This window comes from Paenibacillus xylanexedens (assembly GCF_007680605.1).
Classification (GTDB): Bacteria; Bacillota; Bacilli; order Paenibacillales; family Paenibacillaceae; genus Paenibacillus; species Paenibacillus xylanexedens_B.
In genome coordinates this window covers 238,411-258,682 of record NZ_VEIO01000005.1, presented here as the reverse complement: position 1 = coordinate 258,682, position 20,272 = coordinate 238,411, and the positions used below count along the sequence as shown (strand labels likewise).

The window sequence follows — 20,272 nt, the reverse complement described above, 5'->3', positions numbered from 1 at the left end:
GAACGCTCCGCTTATCCAGCTTATTTCTGTCCTCTCCGTTCGCGTGTAAACGTAGTCTGCTTATACTTTATGGGTAGGTAAAAACACCAAGAAAACTGTAATAAATCTTCAGTTTGTTTAACGGGAGTCTTCGTTTCTTCAGATTAATCCTGTAATCTCCGTTCATGTGTAAACATACATCAGAATGCACATGAGCGGTAGGAGACTTAGGCACCTGAAAGCATTATTACTTAAATGAAATGAAATCAATAAAGGGTCAAAGTTCTATTTTAACAGATTCTAAAGGGGATGTGGGGGAATGGTAAACTAAACCGGTCAGGTGTTACTCCGATCGTAGCTCACTGCTTGTTACTTCGATCGTCTTTCACAGCTTGTACCGTTTCCAGTGCTTGGCTCAAATGGCTGTACACAATATTCCCAACAACAATGGTATCCGCAACTTGGGCAGCTTGTCCTGCTTTCTCTGCTGTATCGATTCCACCGCCATAAATGAGATGTGCTTGCTCCAATTGTCTGTGCGTCTCGCCAACCAGCTCCATATCCCCGAAAGCTCCGCTGTACTCCATATATATAATGGGCAGGTTCAGTAAACGTTCTCCAGCTTGAGCGTAAGCAACCGCAGCCTCTGTCGTCAGTTCCGTATCTGCTCCGGTTAACCTCGCCACAGTTGAGTCCGCATGAAGCACAATATACCCCTCGGTAATTAGCAAATCCCACGGGATCAAATAGCCATAGCGCTCGATAGCTTGCTGATGATGTCCGATAATCCACCTGCTGTCCGTTGTGTTCAGCACCATCGGGATCAGATACCCGTCAAACCCAGGCACAACCGCCTCCAGATCGGATACTTCCAGCACACAGGGCAGTTCATAGCGACGCACCCGTGACATCAGATCTACCGTATTATCATACGTAATACCTGATGATCCACCCACGATAATCGCATCCGTTCCAGACATGCATACCTGATCCAATGCTTCATCGGTAATTTCCCTGTCGGGGTCGAGCTTAAATACGTGTCTCCACTGCTTAATCATGTCTATCAACGAACATTCCTCCAGAGGTTCTTCTGCATCCTAAAAAGCTTGTAAACTAAGTCTAAGTCAGCAGACAGTAGGTGTCAATGTTCGTATAAAAGGCGAACAAAAAAACACAGACTTTTTTGCTGTTTCCATCCCTAAAAAGTCTATGTCTCAAAATTGGATTCTCTTACGAATGTTTTTTAGTATTCATTAAGCCCCTTCCGGGTCTTGATTGATTTAAGGCTTCCAAGCAAACCTTGTATTCATTTCTTCCATTTCCTGCTCTGTCAGGACGTCGGAGTACACCCCATACACACCCCATTTTTCATAATTGGCCGCCTGCTGGTTATCATTAATGGTATGCACATAGGTGACTGCCCCGGCCTTCTTCAGCTTGGCAACAAAGTTCTGGTTTACTTTATATTCCGGCATCGTTACAGCATCAATATCGTTATTTTGCACAAAATCAACAACTTGGCTCTCTGTATCTTGCGTAGCGTATAACGTGTAGATAATGGACGGGAAGTTGTAAACCTCCTTTACCTTTTCAAGCATAGGTTCATTATAAATCTGTACCACCACTCGGCTTAGAGCGGACGGATCATGCTTCTTTCCAGCATCCACCAACGATTGAAGTACCTGCTGGATATCTTCGTCCTTCTGTTCTTTGGTATCCGTTACGATATACATATCCGGGTACTTGGATAATACATTCATAATTCCATCGGCATCCATTGGCTGGTACATGCCAAGAATCGGTGTATTCATGAATTCATCGTGAGTGAGTGCTCCGGCCTGTTTATGCTCTGGCAACTTTTCATCCTGTCCGAGCATTTTGCTCATGTTAGCTGTCCATTCATGTCTGGCTACAGCTACGCGATCCGAAGTGAGCATGAAGTCAATTTCGAATACCCGTGTCCCTTTTTCATAATTGGCAATCATTGCTTCATATGCGTTCGTGTAAGCTTGTTCCCGAATACTCCCCATGGCATGGGCGATTAATCGATAGTTTGCAAATCCATCACGTTGCTCCTCACTTTGACTGTCATGTGCCCAAAAGAGTGTACCCACAGTAACGAGCAACAGTATCAAAACGGCGGCAATACGTTTCATATCATTTACACATCCTTTGCAGGCATAATGTTCGACATTGGATGAGGCACAATGGAACATGTCGTGTCACATTACATTTTGGTAACTAACTACCCAAATTGCACACAAGCAAAACAAAAAGCCACCATGAGGCGGCTCTTTACAACATCATATACCCTATTTAATTATGATGTTTTACCGTAAAATACGATAGTGATATATAAGACTTTCTCACCCAAAAACGATCAATGATCCGCCTTCCAAAGAGAGGATATCTTAATTCGTCTACTTCTTATCCAGCTCATGCAAAAATGCAATCAGTGCTTCCCTCCAAGGTCGCATCGCTTGAAGCCCATTCGTACGAATTCCCATATGATCCATTACAGAATACGCTGGACGAGGGGCTGGACGGGGAAACTCGGCTGTAGTACAGGGTAAGATTTCAGCTATCCGGGATGTCGATTGAAAAGCGCCATATTTAATCGCTTCCTCCTTAATCGCTTCTGCAAATTCAAACCATGTGCAGCTTCCTGCATTGGAAGCATGATAAGTGCCGTACTTTTCGCTTAGCGCCAGTTCAGCTATGAGACGAGCAAGATCCACCGTATACGTAGGTGATCCCTGTTGATCATGAACAACTTGAAGCTGCGTACGTTTTTCCATAAAGTTCAGCATCGTTTTGACAAAATTATGGCCATGACTGCCAAACACCCAGGATGTACGGATAATAAACCACCGTGTGCTCAGGCTCTGGACAAGCCGTTCTCCAGCAAGTTTAGATTTTCCGTATATACTTTGTGGGTTCGTCTCATCATACTCTTGGTAGGGAGTGCTCCCCATCCCGTCAAAAACATAATCTGTGCTGATATAGACCAACTTGGCTTTCACTTTCTCGGCAGCAACCGTTATATTTCGCGTGCCAACAGCGTTAATCGCAAAAGCTGTATCGATATCAGATTCAGCCTGATCCACCGCAGTGTAGGCAGCACAATGAATAATAATATCAGGCTGAAAATCATCAATCTGATCCATACATTGCTGCTGGTCTGTGATGTCCATCTGATCCCGGTCACAGCCAAGTACGTGATGGCCATCGGTTTCAAAGGTTTTTACAACATCGTACCCCAGCTGTCCTGCTGCTCCTGTTACCATAATTCTATACTTCATGCGCCCGAATCACCCATTCGCTGACCATATTGGAGTTTCACATAATCCTGATATGTGCCGGATTGCACCCTCTCCATCCACTCCTGGTGGTTCAAATACCACGTAATCGTTTCTTTAATCCCCGTTTCGAAATTGTGTGCTGGTTTCCATCCAAGTTCGGTCTCCAACTTTGTTGGATCGATACCGTAACGCCGATCATGTCCAAGACGGTCTTTTACGTATCGGATCAGACTTAACGGTTTGCCTAACTGCTGGAGTACAGTCTCTACGATGTGAATATTTGTTCGTTCGTTATTGCCACCTATGTTGTATACATCTCCCGATTTGCCCTGATGAATGACCAGATCAATGGCACGGCAGTGATCCTCAACATACAGCCAGTCACGAATATTTAGACCATCACCATATACAGGAATGGCCTCATCGTTCAAAGCACGGGAGATAATGAGCGGAATAAGCTTCTCTGGAAATTGAAAGGGGCCATAGTTGTTGGAGCAGCGGGTAATGTTAACAGGCAAACTGAACGTTTCGTGATAAGCTCTAACGAGCAGGTCACTTCCGGCTTTGCTTGCGGAATAAGGGCTGTTAGGCATCAAAGGAGTCTCTTCTGTGAAAAGTCCTGTCGGCCCGAGTGAACCATACACCTCATCCGTCGAAACCTGTACGAATTTGGTGATCTGATATTTTTTTGCTGCTTCCAGCAGAACTTGTGTACCCATAACATTCGTGCGGACAAAAATATCCGGAGCCAGAATGCTGCGATCGACATGGGATTCAGCGGCGAAATTCACAACCACATCGATACCTTGAGCAAAAATGTTTTCCATCTGCTTTACATCTGCGATATCAGCTTTAATGAAGGTATGCCGCGAATTGGACTCAATCGACTGCAGATTTTCCAAATTGCCCGCATAGGTAAGTGCATCCACATTAATGATTTCGTAATTCGGATGTTCCCGTAACATATATAACACGAAGTTGCTGCCGATAAAGCCAGCTCCGCCAGTAACCAGTAATTTCATGCGGTCTCTCTCCCTCTGCCTCCAAATATGGAACATATCTGAAAGTCTTGTGATTAGTCAAAATTCAGCTCTGCCTCCCTGAGTAAGGGATGCTTCTGATCTTTATCCGATAAGATCGGTTCCGTTACAGGCCAATCAATGGCAAGCGCGGGATCATTCCACAAAATGCCACGATCATGTTCAGGAGAATAATACGCATCCACTTTGTAAACGACCTGTGTACGTGGAGTCAGTGTACAGAAACCATGGGCAAACCCTTGGGGAACGAACAACTGACGCTGATTATGTTCACTGAGTATGACCCCCTTCCATTGTCCAAAAGTTGGAGATTGTCTACGTATATCCACAATTACGTCGTAAATGGCACCAGAAATCACTCTCACCAGCTTGGTCTGTGCTCTCGGATGAAGCTGATAATGAAGTCCGCGCAGGACACCCGCCTCAGCCGACAAGGATTGATTGTCCTGAATAAATGTATGATGTATCCCAGCTTCCAGCAGTAACTGTTCGTTATAACTCTCCATAAAATATCCGCGATGGTCTCCGTATATCTTCGGTTCCAATATAGCTGCATCCTTCATAAACAGTGGAATTACCTTCATGTCATCCCCCGTCCTGCCTTTAGCAGAATTTCTTCATTTTGATTATGTATATGTACATTGCCTGCCAAGTGTTTGTTCATTTGCCTCTGTCATGCACATGCAAAAGCCCAACCGAATCATTGTGCGTCGGCTGGGCTGGGGATGGACAAACATTCAACATCATATGAACTACACAATAACAAACCACAAACTGCTACATTGGTAATGCATAAAATATAGAAATACATCACTGGCTCGCTTATCGTTTACCAACAATACTCTCCAGATACTTCAGCAAATCCTCCCGCAGATCAGGACGCTGGAGTGCATAGTGGATGGATGTTTCAATAAAACCCAGTTTCTCACCCACATCATGGCGCAAGCCATCAAAATGATACGCGAGAATCTGTCTTTGCTCGTTCAGACGGGATAAAGCATCCGTCAACTGAATCTCTCCGCCTACACCGGCAGACTGCCTGCCCAAGATTTCGAAAATATCGGGAGTAAGAATATAACGGCCCATAATCGCCAGATTCGAAGGGGAATCTTCCGTTTTCGGCTTTTCAATCAAACGTCGCGCTCTGTAGACACGTTCATCCGTACGAGTTAGCAACTCTCCATCGATAATACCGTAACGGGATACTTCACTCCAATCGACAGGTTGCACGCCGACAATCGGGGACTGCAGTTCGTCGTAGACTTCAATCATCTGCTGCAAGCATGGGTGATCCGCTTCAACAATGTCGTCCCCGAGCAGGACGGCAAACGGTTCATTGCCAATAAACTTGCGAGCACACCAGATCGCGTGACCAAGTCCTTTCGGTTCCTTTTGCCGGATATAATGGATATCAGCCATCTCGGAAGGTTTACGAACTTCGTTCAGCAGATCCCACTTCTGTTTGTCTGCGAGATTCTGTTCAAGTTCAAAGGAATAATCAAAGTGGTCCTCGATCGCCCGTTTCCCTTTCCCTGTCACGATAATAATATCTTCGATTCCGGAGGCAACGGCTTCCTCAATAATGTATTGAATGGTTGGCTTGTCCACAATGGGCAGCATTTCTTTCGGCATGGCCTTGGTGGCAGGCAGGAACCGGGTTCCCAGTCCGGCGGCTGGAATAATCGCTTTGCGGATACGTATAGGAAACACTCCTTTGGCTGGATCAAGATAGTATAGGGATAACACGATGAATGAGTTGGTAAAAGCGGTGCATTTCTCTATACATTACCACAATTTATTAACAATCAGTTGTATAAAAATCGAGTTTCCTCTACACCATTAACAACTCGCGAATATCCTGCTCGGATAATGTCGTTGATCCTCCGTCGCCCGGTTCAATGACCTCGGCAATCAAATCCTTTTTCCGCTGTTGTAACTCCAAAATCTTCTCCTCAATCGTGCCCTCCGTCACAAGACGAATCACCTGAACCACTTGTTTCTGCCCCATCCGATGAGCTCTTCCAATCGCCTGTTCCTCCACGGCGGGATTCCACCACAGATCATATAATATGACGGTATCGGCTCCCGTCAGGTTCAGTCCGGTTCCGCCAGCCTTGAGCGAGATCAGAAACAGTTCGGCTTCTCCCTCATTAAACCTGCGGCACATGTCCACACGACTCTGGGCAGGGGTTTGTCCATCCAGATAAAACAAGCTGTTCCCCTGTGCCGAAAGGGTCTGGCGAATGAGATTAAGCATGCTTGCAAACTGGGAGAAAATCAGAATTCGTTTGCCAGCGGCCAGACAGTCTTGGACGGTCTCCAGCAGTTGCTCCATTTTGCCTGAATCCCCTTGATATCCTTCCACAAATAGTGCCGGGTGACAGCATAACTGACGCAGGCGAGTGATACCGGCCAAAATTTTGATCCGGTTTTTCTGGAAACCGTTGTCTTCCATGTCCTTAGCGGTCTCATCCTGAAGCTGAGAGAGGTAAGCTGCATACAGCTTTTTCTGTTCCACCGTCAGCTCAGAGCGTTGTACCGTCTCAATCCGATCTGGCAGTTCTTCCAGCACATCTTTCTTCAAGCGACGGAGAATGAACGGACGTACCATACGCGAGATGCGTTCTGGCGGCAAGTCACGAAATCTTCTGTAGCTCGGGAACAGACCTGGAAATACGGCTTCAAAAATAGACCACAGTTCATCCAGCGAGTTCTCGACGGGTGTACCTGTCAGAGCAAAACGGCGCGGCGCCTGAATTTGTTTGACGGCTTGCGCCGTCTGGGACGATGCATTTTTGATCGCCTGTGCTTCGTCCAGAATCAGGGTATGAAAGGTTCTTCCCAAATACGTATCCAGATCACGTCGTAGCAACGGATACGATGTCACGATCACATCCGCCTTGTCCATATCCGCCAGCATGCTGGCGCGTTCATCTTTTTGCCCTGCGGCAATTAAGACGTTCAGATGCGGAGCAAACCGTGCAAACTCATTCGCCCAGTTGTAAGTTAAGGAAGCAGGCGCAACAACTAATACCGGCGGATGTGTCATTCGCGTGCGAATCGTCAGCCCGTCTTGTTGCGAGGTGTGCCATGTATCATCTATCGTTCCAGTGGCATTGGCCAAGTAAGCCTGCTGAGACCCATTCATGATCCAATCATTAGAGATGGTGTTGTCTGTATCAGCTGGCAACCCTGCCTCTTGTCTCTGTTCATACACAGGTTTCTCCCGTAACGAAGCCGTGATGTAGGCGATGCTTTGCAGCGTTTTGCCCAGTCCCATATCATCGGCCAGGATGCCGCCAAATCGGTAATGTGCGAGCGTACGAAGCCACTGATACCCGCTTGCCTGGTAATCCCGCAGCACGGGAGCCAGCGTCTGAGGTAACGTGAAGTCCATCCGGTCAGGATCGCGCAGATCATCGAGGAAACGTTTGAGCGAGCCTCCCCATTTCACATGACCCGAAACCTCGTCTCTGCCCGGAAGCTGCAAGGCTCTCACAGCAGGCAACCGGATATGGCTGCTCTGGATATCCTTTGCTTCCAGTCCAAGCGCGTCAGCCATGTGAGCGAAGCTGCTCGCGCCGTCATTTTCAAGTGACAGAAAGACACCGCTTCGCAGGCGGAAGAAAGCTTTCTTTTCCACAATGCTGCGCATTAGTTCTTGCAACTCCTGCTCGTCGACTCCCTCCATCTCGAAGGAAATCTCCAGCCAGTCCAGACCTCTTCCCAGATCAGCGCGAACCTTCGGCGGTACCGGATACGTTGGCATCATCGCTTTCACAGCATTCGGCATGTAGATATCGGCGAGCTTCTCAAGCTCGGGCAATAGGTGATACATCACATCATAGATGGCGTCCTCACGTTCGCTTGCCCAGACACTTCCCTCCCGCTCCAGAAAAGAACGATCCAGTCTCTCGATGAGATTGCGTTCCTTGAAGCGGTCACGGATCAAGATGACTTTCTTTTCTTCCTCGTTAATCAAATACTCTGCCAGCGGGTTAATGACCATGACGCCATAATCGAATTCCAGACGTGCCGTAATGCGTTCCCGGTAAAAGTCGATGTACAGCTTCGGTGACAACTCGGGTTCGGCAATTTGTTCGCGCACACGGGAATCCATCGACAGATGTCCGAGCGTCCGTAGCTCCGGTACAACATGCTGCACAAACTCATCCACCTGCTGTGACGAGATATCAATGCTTTCTTTAATGCCGTAGGATGTGAGCGCACTGTTCAGGTCCTCCAGACTTCTCATCTGCGTCGGTTCTAACATATAGAACTGCCCTTCGACGACTGCCGCATCATATGCCGGAAGCAGAATCAACTCACGCAGTCCTGACACCTCCAGCTGATACCCTTCATTCGCCCCCTCCGCGATCCGGTAAAATAGAGGCAATGCTCCCTCGCTTAGGGTTAACGGACCGTTTGCCAGTCCCGTGCCCTCCATCCGGCTATCTGCTTGCATAAGTAGCTCCAGCAGTGGCTTCCAGACAATGGGAGCGATCAGGATACCGCGACCGTCCGAAGCACCCAGATACCCCGAAATGGACTCACGGTATGCCTCTTCACTCTGTCTCATACGAATAAGCATGGAAAGGATAGCCTGATCTTCCGCCCGAAACACATGTAGCAGGGGATCATAATGAAACAGCTTGGTGAAGGACATGGGCTCTCCCTTTTCAATACAGTTCAGGAACTGCTTAACCTTCTGCACGACATAGAGTCGTTTGTTGCCCACTTTTAATTCGAGTGCCAGCTTGGCTCCGCCTTTATGCACATGTACCAGCTTGCAGATGAACTGTACCTGTAATTCTTCTCGCAGCATGGAACGGGTAACCGGTGCTGTGTATTTTGTCTCTCGTTCATGCGGCAATCTGCGATCCTTCGCAAACATGGATAAAATCTGGTCTGCCGTGCGGTAGGACGGCTTATCTGCAGAGCGTCCCCACCCGGAAGCTGAACTTGGGCGACCTGCCTGTGCAAAAGGAGAAGGAGACAACGTCTCTGTCGGCTTGTGCTGCTGTGATTGATGCGGATGCTCCGATTGTTGACCTAGTGCTGTAGATATTGGAGATTCGATACTCGCACGATGGGACAGCGCTGATGGTTCAGAGGGGACATCCCTGTTCTCGCCTGATAGTGCGGATGTCAATGAAGAAGGCGTTGAAGTTGAATAAGGCCGCTCCCATGTCTCTTCTTCGACCAATGTACCAACTTTCGAAATTGTTCCTCTGCCCCCCGACAATTCTTGTTCTTGTGCATCCTCACGTTCATGAATAGCAAGCAGGACAGCGGCGATATGTTTACAATAGTCATAATAATTGCCGTACGCCGGGCAATTGCAATAGGCTTCAATCTCTCCCGCATCGTCCAGATCCACCTTCACTTGGTAGGCTTCTGTCCCTCGAACAACGGCTTGATAATGACGTCCGTCTTCACTCACAGCCAGCTTGCCAATTCTGCCTGACTGTTGATATTCTTCACCGCGTTTAAATGCCGTGACCCCGCACAGCAATTTGATATCCATCATCGTAAATGGAGCCACGCTTCACACCTCCTTGGCTACCGCTACCTCTTTTATAGAAAAAACCCCAAGAGCTCCGTGAAGCAGAGATTGGGGTTGCTTATTATTTCACCAGTTGGCCGCGTGTAACGCCCAGCTGGTTCGTTGCTTTCAGGGTTTTCCATACTTGTGTACCGCTGATCTCTCCGCGCAGTGCACGGTTGTACAGGTCAATAACTTCCTTCACCTGCTCCGGTGTCTCTTCCAGGAACTCTACCCGGTAGCGGGATACTCCCAGGTCCATAAAGTTGTTCAGGTATTCAGCACCGGACTGCTCTACTGCATTATATACCGTGTTACGGCAGCCTTCATCCACACGTACCGGATGAGACATCCCGATTCGGTCTTGCAGAGATGCCCGTTTTTCTTCGCAAGGACGTCCGCAGTTCGTATAGTCGGTGCCTTCACTCATAAACGTACAGTACACGCAGTGCTCCGTGTGGAACATCGGCAGATGCTGATGAATCACCACTTCGGTCTGACTTGTACGGGAGTTGCCGAGCAGATCAACCATCTGCTGAATGTTCAGGTCATATGACGGGGTGATCCAATCGCAGCCTGCTTCCAGGAACAATTCCACGGCCTTGTGGTTGGCGATGTTCAAGGAGAAGTCACCGATCAGCTGCGGATGCTTTGCGTCCGGATTCATTCTACGGTGACGCAAGTAGAAGTAAAGCGCACCTGTATTACGAACGAGTACCGCATCCGGCTCCAAACGCAGGATATTGTTGTGATAGCCGTTCTCGCCAGGCATGTGGATGCGCGGCGTAGCCAGCGCGATTTTGCGGCCTGCGGCATGTACAGCTTCCACCGCTGCCGGGAACTGCTTGATGAACTCGAAGTCGGCGTAGATCATGCCGACGCCGGCTTCCAGCGCTGCCTCCACTTGTGGCAGGCTGCGGCACAGCGCGGTCAGCTCTGCTTGACCGCGAGCTACTGGCGATGCCGGTTGTACCGCATCGCCGTATACGTCCACCGCCCGTTTCACGTAGACGGGCGGTTTCGGGCGCTCGCCCGCGAGTTGTTCGACCGCCTGACGGCGAATATTGTTCAACTCGCGCATCGGGATAATGACGTCACCATGCAGATTGACGTCCAGTTCCTCCAGCTGGAACACGGTGCCCCCGAGACGTCCGAATTGCTCCTCGAGCAATTCATGGGTCATCGGACGTTTCTGGGCAATGTCCAGTTCCATCTCCGAATCCACGCGCACGGTCGTTCCCTTCTGCACGTCGGTCCACCACGTGCTGAGCGGCTGGCCCGGGCTGCCGATGACTTTCACTTTGACCGGGAAAACCCGGTACGGTTTGTCGGTCTCAAAGCTTTGACGCAGACGTTTGTCGAGCGCAGGGTCATTCGTTTTCCATACCTTATCGCCGACTTTTACGCGGCGCAAGTCCACATCGCTGCGACCTGGCACGATGTCCACGATCCAGCCTTCGCCGGCTTCGCCTTCGATCTTCACACCTTTGCGGCGTACATCGTATACACGTCCGCCTTCTTCTTTTTTCGTTGGATCACCAGCGTCAAACACAATACCGTCTCCACGCTTCACGGGTGCATCCAGTTTCAGCACAACACCATCACGCAACACTTGGTCTACACGACCAAGGTAAACGCCGCGGCTTTTCGGGAACGTGCCGTCCACCAGCTGTTTGTTGTTGATGCCATCCAGGAAACCATGTGTAAATCCACGTGAGAAGCTCTGTTGCAACTCACGAATCTCTTCCTTGCTTGCGCGTGTATTGTCACCGTCAAAATAACGGTCAATGGCTTTACGATATTTGCTAACTACGTTCGCCACGTACTCTGGCGTTTTGAGGCGCCCTTCGATTTTGAAAGACGTCACGCCCGCTTCAATCAATTCAGGCATGATATCAATGGCTGCCAGGTCTTTGGGAGACAAGAGATATGCCACATCCCCCATTGGCTGGTGAACACCATCCACCATCAGATCGTACGGCAGACGGCACGCCTGCGCACATTCCCCACGGTTCGCGGAACGTCCGCCCCACATTTCGGAAGTCAGACACTGACCCGAATAGGATACGCAGAGTGCACCATGCACGAATACTTCCATCGGAAGTTTCGCTTGATCACCAATCTTTTGAATCTGCTTCAGATTGTTTTCCCGTCCAAGTACGACACGTTCCATGTCAAACGGCTTCGTAAACTCTACCGCTTCAGGCGACGTAATCGTCATCTGCGTGGAACCGTGAATCGGAAAGTCCGGCGAAATCTCACGAATCATTTTGACCAGACCCAGATCCTGTACAATCACTGCATCCACACCCGCATCTACGCAGGCATCGATGAGTTCTTTGGCATCTTTCAATTCATTCTCAAAGATCAATATATTAAAGGTCAGAAACCCTTTCACGCCATAACTGTGCAAAAACGCCATAATCTCCGGTAGCTCGTCCATACGGAAATTGTTCGCTCGTGCCCGTGCATTGAATTTTTCGACCCCGAAGAAAATCGCATCCGCCCCGTTGGCTACGGCCGAACGCATGCAATCCCAGTCCCCTGCAGGTGCCAGAAGCTCAACGTCTTCTCTTCGTATTGTTGCTGTTTTCATGTAGATCCTCCCCATACCGGCCTCAGCCAGTGTTCTTCCCTTGGTACCTGCATTTCGGTACGCCTGCATAGCTGTCCACGTCAAGTATCACTATATCTATACATTATGTCTGTATTGCCTGAAATCCAGGCCTACAGTCTCTCTATTTCTCAAATCAGCAGTAATAACTCCTGAACTAGTATAGTGTACCACTTCTGCACCGACTCTTCTACGGTTTCCTGAAAAAACCGTTTGTCATTTTCATCATTTTTCCATAGAGATTCCACTCATTCTCAACATATTTACACCATATCCCATTCATTGTGAAGTCACAGCCAAAGAAAAAACCGGAAGGTTCTATACCCCTCCGGCAATTGCTACACATCTATATTCTTATTTAATAAAAGTAAATGAGTTCACTGCTTTTTCCAGCATGGCTGCCTGCACTTGCGTGCGGTTCGCATCGTTCAGACCACTCGTGATCGTATACGTGATTCCATCCTTTTCAAACACAATCTGACGACCTGTATACGGCACACCCTTATCCACCTCATGGTACGTGAAGGAGAATGCCGGTACACCTGCAAAGGTCAGTTGCTCGCTGCGGATCAGATTAAAGCTTTTTCGCGTTTTGGCTGCCTCTGCATAGGCCTCTCTCAGCTGACTAACCGTCATCTCAATCGACTTGTCCTCTGTAGCTGCAATGGAGAAGTTGCCACCCGTGAAGGTATAAACGACTGGTGAACTTTCAAACCGATCACTATACGGCGTCCAGTAGCGCGGGATATCCACGCTGTAATGATAGTTTTTGGACGTACGCGTGATCGTTTTCATTTTATCTGTCAGATATGGATCTTCATCCAGCTGACCGAAATTATCTTTTACCGTGTCAAAATCAATCTCTACACTCTTCATAATTCGTTCAAACCACGCTCGGTCTGCGGCCTGTCCTTCAGGGAACGTATATTCCGCGTAGTAACGATACCCGTTCTTCTGCAAAAGCACATCGAATTCCGTCTGCCATCCTGACCCGAAGTTATAACGGAACTCATTCACCTCGGCAGTTTCGCCAGAGATTTCCATTGTAAATGAGCCTACTTGCTGATAACTCTCAGCCGTGAAGGTTTCACGCATCCACTTCTCAAGCTGATCACTCCAGTCCTTCACCGTTGCGCCTGACTTGGCTGAAGTTACTCGAAATTGCAAATAAGCACCGTCTTTATCTTCATAAACCATATTATTATTGTCCATGGACCAGCCCGCTGGAACCATTAGTTCGATCCCATAATCATCATTCCATGCTGCGCGCATGCCTTCCTCCACGGTGGAAAGATCCATAATGGTTCGATCTGACTGCGAATAACTTGGTTCAAAAGAGTTGAGCAATGAAGCACGTTTGCCCAGATCTTTATAATTAGTCGCCTCATAATCCGCCAAATAGACATCATATTGACGACCGTCATGAATATACTGGCGTAACTCCCATAATACACCATCCGCATCTTTGACGACAACTCTTGCATAAGGATTGTTCCCTTTAGATACCGCTTCACGGTCCAGTACCGTATCTCCTGCCTGTTTGGCCACCTGCACGAGTTGTGTTAGCAAGTCATCCGCATCCAGCACCACATTCTGGTCACTCACGTACACTTCGAGAAAATAACTTTCATCCGTAGCGCCAAAGGTCATCATGCGTTCCTGTTCATTCGTTTGCAACACCAGAAGATCTGCCGGATAATGAATCGACCAGCCATAATAGCTGTTGCCAATTCTCGTTTTCCCTTTGTCCAGGTCAATACCGTCCTCATCCACACCCTCACCCGTTTGAAGCAAACGAACGACGATCTCGCCTGAGCTATTCGGCGCAAGTGTTGCACCGATCCCTGCCGCAACCGGGCGAAGAGGAACCATTAACACACCATTCACCATCTTGGGTGCAGTCCCCATCTCCACCTTGGCTCCGTCAATCCAGGCGATGGAACTATCTATTCTCAAGGCGACAACGTGTGGACCTTCCTTGATTTTGATGACATCATTTTTCTCCAGCCGAACTTCACTGCCAAAGGCTTTTTTAAATACGCCGACAGGCACCAATGTCACGCCTTTAACCGTAAGGGGTTTCGTGATGTTTTGTTTTTTGCCATTCATAAAAGCACTCGTACTTCCTGCTTTGACACGCAGCTCATTGGTGATCACATCATCAGCTGCCCATACTGGCAGCGCTGTGTTTGCCAGCAACATCCCCGCTAATACACCCGTGCTTAGCACGCGTATCCATGACTTCTTCATTCCGTTCATTCGTCCTCTCTCAATTCGGGTTGCTTGCCGGGCTTATTGTTCATCATCCGTTAAAAGCGAATCATCGGACTGCTCCTCAAGAGAAGCTCGATCCACAAGTGTTATAGTGCGGGTAACGATGTCTCCGTCGGTTTGCACCAGTAGCTTCACCTTTTGTCCAGGTAAGTAGGCTTTGAGCAGCTCATTGATATCGACTACCGAAGATACTCGTTTGCCCGCAATGCTGTAGATGACATCCCCTTCCTTGATCTTGGCTTTCTTCGCTTCCGCACTCAGTACGCTCGTAACCGTCAATGGATCTTCCGCAGGCAGACCTACGATGGCCGACCAACTCTCTTCAAGCTGTAATCCGAGACTTGCCCGTTTGATCGTTCCATATTTAAAAAATTGATTGATAACAAAATTCACAGTGTCTACAGGAATAGAGAAACCCATGCTCTCGATGCCCACGGCAGAGAATTTCATGGAGTTAATACCGACGACTTCTCCCTTCAAGTTCACAAGCGGCCCTCCGCTGTTCCCGGGGTTAATCGCCGTGTCTGTTTGAATTAAGCGATAGGACGCTTCCACGCCACGGTTCAGACCGCTGATCACGCCAACCGTAGCTGAGTTGCGCAATGAAAAGGAGATCGGCGTACCGATCGCAATCACCGTTTCGCCCACAACCGCTTGCGAAGCTTTAGCAAAGACCGCAGGTTTGAGTGCTTTGGCGTTAATTTTAATCAGCGCAAGATCACTTAACGGATCACTGAACGATTCTGTAATGTTATATGTATTCCCATCCGTCGTGACAACGACCGGATCGACCAACTGATCAACCACGTGGGCGTTCGTCACAATCCATCCATTAGCGCGAATGATAACGCCTGTGCCATGTGCCAGATTATAACGATCGTTTGACGATCCGTTCTGGTTTTCCGTCGTTTTACCTATAATCCCAACCACAGACGGAGATACCTTCTCAATCACTTTGGGAATGGCTTCGCTTCCCTTATACGTGTATGTGCCTGATTTGGCATCGTATTGTCCACTACCTCCGAACATCTTCACCAGATCTTTGGTATTCACATACACCTGACCGTCGATCACCTTGGCTTGCATGCCTGTCTTGGTTGTCGCTGCACCAGCCGTCGCCGCCATCACACCGATGGAGAGCACGACAACCATCATCATCGCTGTTGCCCGTTTTACTACCCTTTTCATGACTTCACCTGACCCTCTCTACTCTATACATCCTTCTTGCGCGACTGGACAGCCGATTCCTGGCCGAATCTATCTTCTCTCTCATCTGCAATATCGGTATCCTTCAATGTATCATACAAATTATGGCTATACAATCGTTTTAATTTTCGCTATTTTTCGACATAATCAGGCTCTCTCAGCTTCCTGCCTTCGGAGAATACAGACATGAAAAAACACCTTCCATATTCATCATGGAAAGTGTTCGAAATTGCTATTGCGTGGTCGTATTTCTTTGCATCTTAGCATTGCTATTAACCAAACCAACCTGTGATCATCGCGTAGTCTGTCATCAAAAATACCAGCAGACTGACAACTGTAAACCCGATAGCAAACAAATTTTTCTTCGGTGCCCGAAGGAGCCGAACCAATCCGATAAAAATCAGGATCGTAAACAAGATCACAAAAATATCAAATGCATTAAAATTCGATGTACTCGCTGTGGCAGCCTCTGCAAGCAGCATGGATAGACAGACCTCCTCACCATAGTTGAACAACCAACACATACCCTAAACTCTTCCTCTATGTTATCTGTACCCTGTTAGTAATGCAAGCCCTATCATCCAGAAAAATGAAAAAAATCCAGATAGACCGATTTGCTCGCAAAAGCTTACCCCGTCTAATATGTAAACACTTTCATTAAACATTCTTATTAACAGCTAATGGATGACAGATACGGGTAACAGACAAATTGTAAAAAGAGCCCGGGTAGATGCCAAAGCCAGGTACCACGTATTGTGGAATAGCACGAAGTAGAACCAAACAGTTCCTTATAATCATTGTAGTCATTGCAATTTATGCAGTTTATATAGTTCATGTAGTTCATGCAATTTTCATATGGTTCACGTAGTTTCAAGGAATTCCAGGCTGCATCGTAGCCGCCCAGCTCTAACGATCACCACGGAGCTTATTTGGCCGAATATAACTTGTTTCAAAATCTAACGATCATGAGAAGCGCTATTTCACTCGAAATCGTCAAAAAACAGTCTATCTCTCGCTTTCTCGATGAAATAACGTCGCTGGTGATCGTTAGAATTCTGATTTGCCTGATTTTGCTCAAATAAGCTCTCCTGTGATCGTTAGACTACTTACGGGTTGAATCTTCAGATCACGGAGCAGTTATCACAAAAAACCTTCCTCACCGCAGAAAAGGTGGTGGACTATCATCCAAAACCTATTTCCAAGGCAAAGAAGGCTCTCATCTAATTTTACAGTTTAAAGATTCGCTGTGCTCTAACTACTCCGCCAGTTGCAGAGCTCTGCTTCGCTCCGTATCGCGCTCCAGTACAGGTTTCAGATACTTACCCGTATAGGATTCCTGCACTTTAATAATATCCTCTGGTGTTCCTGTCGCTACAATTGTACCGCCGCCGGTTCCGCCTTCTGGACCCAGGTCAACGATATAATCGGCTGTTTTGATGACATCCAGATTATGCTCAATAACAAGCACCGATTCTCCCGAATCGACGAGGCGATGCAACACGTTAAGCAGTCGGTCGATATCATCAACGTGCAGACCTGTCGTAGGCTCATCCAGAATGTAGATCGTTTTGCCAGTACTCCGGCGATACAGCTCGGATGCAAGCTTCACACGCTGTGCTTCACCACCGGACAGTGTCGTTGCAGGTTGACCCAGATTAATGTAACCAAGGCCTACATCCAGCAACGTTTGCATTTTGCGATGAATCTTCGGAATGTTCTCGAAAAACTGAGTTGCATCCTCCACTGTCATTTCAAGCACATCGGCGATATTTTTGTTTTTGTACTTTACTTCAAGTGTTTCGCGGTTGTAACGTTTGCCTTTGCAAACCTCACACGGCACATAGACATCCGGCAAGAAGTGCATCTCAATTTTAATAATCCCGTCTCCACGGCAGGCTTCACAGCGTCCGCCTTTGATATTGAAGCTAAACCGGCCTTTTTTATATCCGCGTACCTTAGCTTCGTTGGTCTGTGCAAACAAGTCTCGAATATCATCAAATACACCGGTATAAGTCGCCGGATTAGAACGTGGAGTTCGTCCGATCGGGGACTGGTCGATATCAATCACTTTATCGATATGCTCCAGACCACGAATCTCTTTATGTTGCCCTGGACGTACGCGTGCACGGTTCAGATCACGTGCCAGCGTTTTGTACAAAATTTCGTTGATCAGTGTAGATTTACCTGAACCGGATACTCCCGTTACAGCGGTAAACACACCCACCGGAATCTTTACATTCAGATTCTTCAGATTGTTCTCTTTGGCTCCGCGCACTTCCAACCATCGATCGCCGACACTTCGGCGTTCCGTACGAATCGGAATAAACTTCTTACCACTGAGGTACTGACCTGTCAACGAATTCTCGTCATTCATAATCTCCTCAGGTGTACCTTGTGACATCACTGTTCCGCCGTGAATACCTGCACCTGGACCAATGTCGATAATATAGTCCGCCGCCATCATCGTATCTTCATCGTGTTCAACAACGATCAACGTGTTCCCGATATCCCGCATATGTGCGAGCGTGGAGATCAAACGATCATTATCCCGTTGATGCAAACCGATGCTTGGCTCGTCCAGAATATAGAGTACGCCCATCAGGCTGGAACCGATTTGAGTCGCTAGTCTGATCCGTTGCGCTTCACCACCGGACAACGTTCCGGCAGCGCGGCTTAGGGTCAGGTAATCCAGACCTACGTTAACGAGAAAACCCAAACGGCTGTTAATTTCTTTTAAAATCAGTTTGGCAATGGTCTGTTCTTTTTCGGTCAGTTGAAGCGACTCAAAGAAACGTCCCGCTTCACCGATGGACAAGCTAGTCACATAAGCCATGTTGTGGTCATTAATGGTTACAGCAAGACTCTCTCGTTTCAGACGTTGCCCTTTACACGTACCACAAGGTTTGGCACTCATATATCCTTCAATAAACTCACGTATACCTTCCGAGGCCGTTTCACGATAACGACGCTCCAGATTATTAACGATCCCTTCGAATGTAACTAATGCTTCTTTACGCTGTCCGAAGTCATTTTCATAACGGAAACGAATTTTCTCAGACCCTGTTCCTTGCAACAGCTTGTTCATCTGATCAGCAGGTAGATCCTCTACAGGAACATCTTGCGGAATGTTGAAATGTTCGCATACGGATTTGAGAAACTGCGGATAATACGTGGACGTTCCTCCTGTCCAGGCATCAAACGCTCCTTCTTCAATCGATTTACTGCGATCCGGCACAAGAAGGTCCGGGTCAACAATCATTTTGACACCCAAACCATCACAATCCGGACACGCACCAAACGGGCTATTAAATGAGAACATCCGCGGCGCAAGCTCATCAATACTGAATCCACACACCGGACAAGCAAAGTTGGAACTGAAGCGCAGTTCTTCTTCACCGATAATATCTACGAGCAACTGTCCGCCGGACAGATTAAGTGCCGTTTCAATGGAATCCGCCAATCGAGCTTGAACATCCTCCTTCACAACGATCCGGTCAACGACAACATCGATGGTATGTTTTTTATTTTTCTCCAGTTGGATGTCCTCTGACAGGTCTCGCAATTCCCCATTAACCCGAACACGGACAAACCCCTGTTTAGATACATCGGCAAAAACGCTTTTGTGCTCCCCTTTACGTCCCGCAACAATTGGAGCCAGAATCTGCAACCGGGTACGTTCAGGGTATTGCATGATACGATCCACCATCTGTTCTACGGTTTGGGATGTTATCTCAATCCCGTGATCCGGACAATGCGGATGACCGACACGAGCAAACAGGAGACGCAGATAATCATAAATTTCAGTAACGGTTCCTACGGTAGAACGCGGATTACGGCTTGTTGTTTTCTGATCTATTGAGATCGCAGGCGACAATCCCTCAATCGAATCGACATCCGGTTTCTCCATCTGACCTAAAAACTGACGTGCATAGGCAGACAATGATTCTACATAACGCCGTTGTCCTTCGGCATATATCGTATCAAAAGCCAGCGAGGACTTGCCTGATCCGCTCAAACCGGTTAATACGACAAAGCGGTCACGCGGAATGGTAATATCGATGTTTTTCAAGTTATGCGCTCGTGCGCCTTTGATGACAATGTTCTCGCTCGCCAATGGTATTCATCCTCTCATTGCTTTTCTATAAACCTCTTAACCAAATTCATCATTTTTATCAGTATAGACCTGATTTTGCAATTTCAACATGTCTTATTATCGGGTCAATGGACGAGATTATTTACTTCAATTTACTCAATAAGAGAACGGCCAGACTGGCCGTTCTCTTATCATCCATGTTCAATCAACGAAGCTTTC

At 47.8% G+C, this 20,272-nt stretch carries 12 protein-coding genes; all 12 read right to left on the bottom strand.

Going from position 1 to position 20,272, the window contains the following annotated elements; genetic code table 11:
- Positions 1–338: 338 nt before the first annotated feature.
- The gene (gene pcrB / locus FS818_RS21700; RefSeq protein ID WP_145334607.1) at positions 339–1,046 is read right to left on the bottom strand and encodes a heptaprenylglyceryl phosphate synthase; all 708 of its coding nucleotides are present in this window, start codon (positions 1,044–1,046) and stop codon (positions 339–341) included.
- A gap of 213 nt (positions 1,047–1,259) precedes the next feature.
- Positions 1,260–2,135 (bottom strand): phosphatidylinositol-specific phospholipase C/glycerophosphodiester phosphodiesterase family protein, encoded by an 876-nt coding sequence (locus FS818_RS21695; protein WP_145334605.1) that lies wholly within the window; start codon positions 2,133–2,135, stop codon positions 1,260–1,262.
- Between the two features lie 264 nt (positions 2,136–2,399).
- On the bottom strand, positions 2,400–3,281 hold the full coding sequence (gene rfbD / locus FS818_RS21690) for a dTDP-4-dehydrorhamnose reductase (RefSeq protein WP_145334603.1): 882 nt from the start codon (positions 3,279–3,281) through the stop codon (positions 2,400–2,402).
- The gene (gene rfbB, locus FS818_RS21685; RefSeq protein WP_145334601.1) at positions 3,278–4,303 is read right to left on the bottom strand and encodes a dTDP-glucose 4,6-dehydratase; all 1,026 of its coding nucleotides are present in this window, start codon (positions 4,301–4,303) and stop codon (positions 3,278–3,280) included. The genes rfbD and rfbB overlap by 4 nt, the downstream gene beginning before the upstream one ends.
- Positions 4,304–4,356: 53 nt before the next feature.
- A complete protein-coding gene (gene rfbC, locus FS818_RS21680; RefSeq protein WP_145334599.1) occupies positions 4,357–4,905 on the bottom strand; it encodes a dTDP-4-dehydrorhamnose 3,5-epimerase in 549 nt (182 codons plus the stop codon).
- A gap of 238 nt (positions 4,906–5,143) precedes the next feature.
- On the bottom strand, positions 5,144–6,022 hold the full coding sequence (gene galU, locus FS818_RS21675) for a UTP--glucose-1-phosphate uridylyltransferase GalU (RefSeq protein ID WP_145334649.1): 879 nt from the start codon (positions 6,020–6,022) through the stop codon (positions 5,144–5,146).
- Positions 6,023–6,152: 130 nt separating this feature from the next.
- Positions 6,153–9,866 (bottom strand): DEAD/DEAH box helicase, encoded by a 3,714-nt coding sequence (locus FS818_RS21670; RefSeq protein ID WP_145334597.1) that lies wholly within the window; start codon positions 9,864–9,866, stop codon positions 6,153–6,155.
- A gap of 82 nt (positions 9,867–9,948) precedes the next feature.
- A complete protein-coding gene (locus FS818_RS21665) occupies positions 9,949–12,462 on the bottom strand; it encodes a U32 family peptidase (RefSeq protein ID WP_145334595.1) in 2,514 nt (837 codons plus the stop codon).
- A 372-nt stretch (positions 12,463–12,834) separates the two neighbouring features.
- Entirely contained in the window at positions 12,835–14,730 is a 1,896-nt protein-coding gene (locus FS818_RS21660; RefSeq protein WP_260989941.1) for a stalk domain-containing protein, read from the bottom strand.
- A gap of 42 nt (positions 14,731–14,772) precedes the next feature.
- On the bottom strand, positions 14,773–15,942 hold the full coding sequence (locus FS818_RS21655) for a S1C family serine protease (protein ID WP_145334591.1): 1,170 nt from the start codon (positions 15,940–15,942) through the stop codon (positions 14,773–14,775).
- A gap of 290 nt (positions 15,943–16,232) precedes the next feature.
- Positions 16,233–16,442, bottom strand: coding sequence for a hypothetical protein (locus tag FS818_RS21650; RefSeq protein ID WP_090923015.1), 210 nt, complete (start codon positions 16,440–16,442; stop codon positions 16,233–16,235).
- 773 nt (positions 16,443–17,215) lie between these two features.
- Positions 17,216–20,074 carry an excinuclease ABC subunit UvrA gene (gene uvrA, locus FS818_RS21645; RefSeq protein WP_145334589.1) on the bottom strand — a complete coding sequence of 953 codons (2,859 nt, stop codon included), beginning with the start codon at positions 20,072–20,074 and terminating at the stop codon, positions 17,216–17,218.
- Positions 20,075–20,272: the final 198 nt, after the last annotated feature.

Coding starts and splice junctions, on each gene's coding strand:
- FS818_RS21650 (WP_090923015.1), bottom strand. CDS start 16,442: ATGCTGCTTGCAGAGGCTGCCACAGCGAGTACATCGAATTTTAATGCA.
- FS818_RS21665 (WP_145334595.1), bottom strand. CDS start 12,462: ATGAAAACAGCAACAATACGAAGAGAAGACGTTGAGCTTCTGGCACCT.
- FS818_RS21695 (WP_145334605.1), bottom strand. CDS start 2,135: ATGAAACGTATTGCCGCCGTTTTGATACTGTTGCTCGTTACTGTGGGT.
- FS818_RS21655 (WP_145334591.1), bottom strand. CDS start 15,942: ATGAAAAGGGTAGTAAAACGGGCAACAGCGATGATGATGGTTGTCGTG.
- rfbC (WP_145334599.1), bottom strand. CDS start 4,905: ATGAAGGTAATTCCACTGTTTATGAAGGATGCAGCTATATTGGAACCG.
- FS818_RS21660 (WP_260989941.1), bottom strand. CDS start 14,730: ATGAAGAAGTCATGGATACGCGTGCTAAGCACGGGTGTATTAGCGGGG.
- rfbB (WP_145334601.1), bottom strand. CDS start 4,303: ATGAAATTACTGGTTACTGGCGGAGCTGGCTTTATCGGCAGCAACTTC.
- rfbD (WP_145334603.1), bottom strand. CDS start 3,281: ATGAAGTATAGAATTATGGTAACAGGAGCAGCAGGACAGCTGGGGTAC.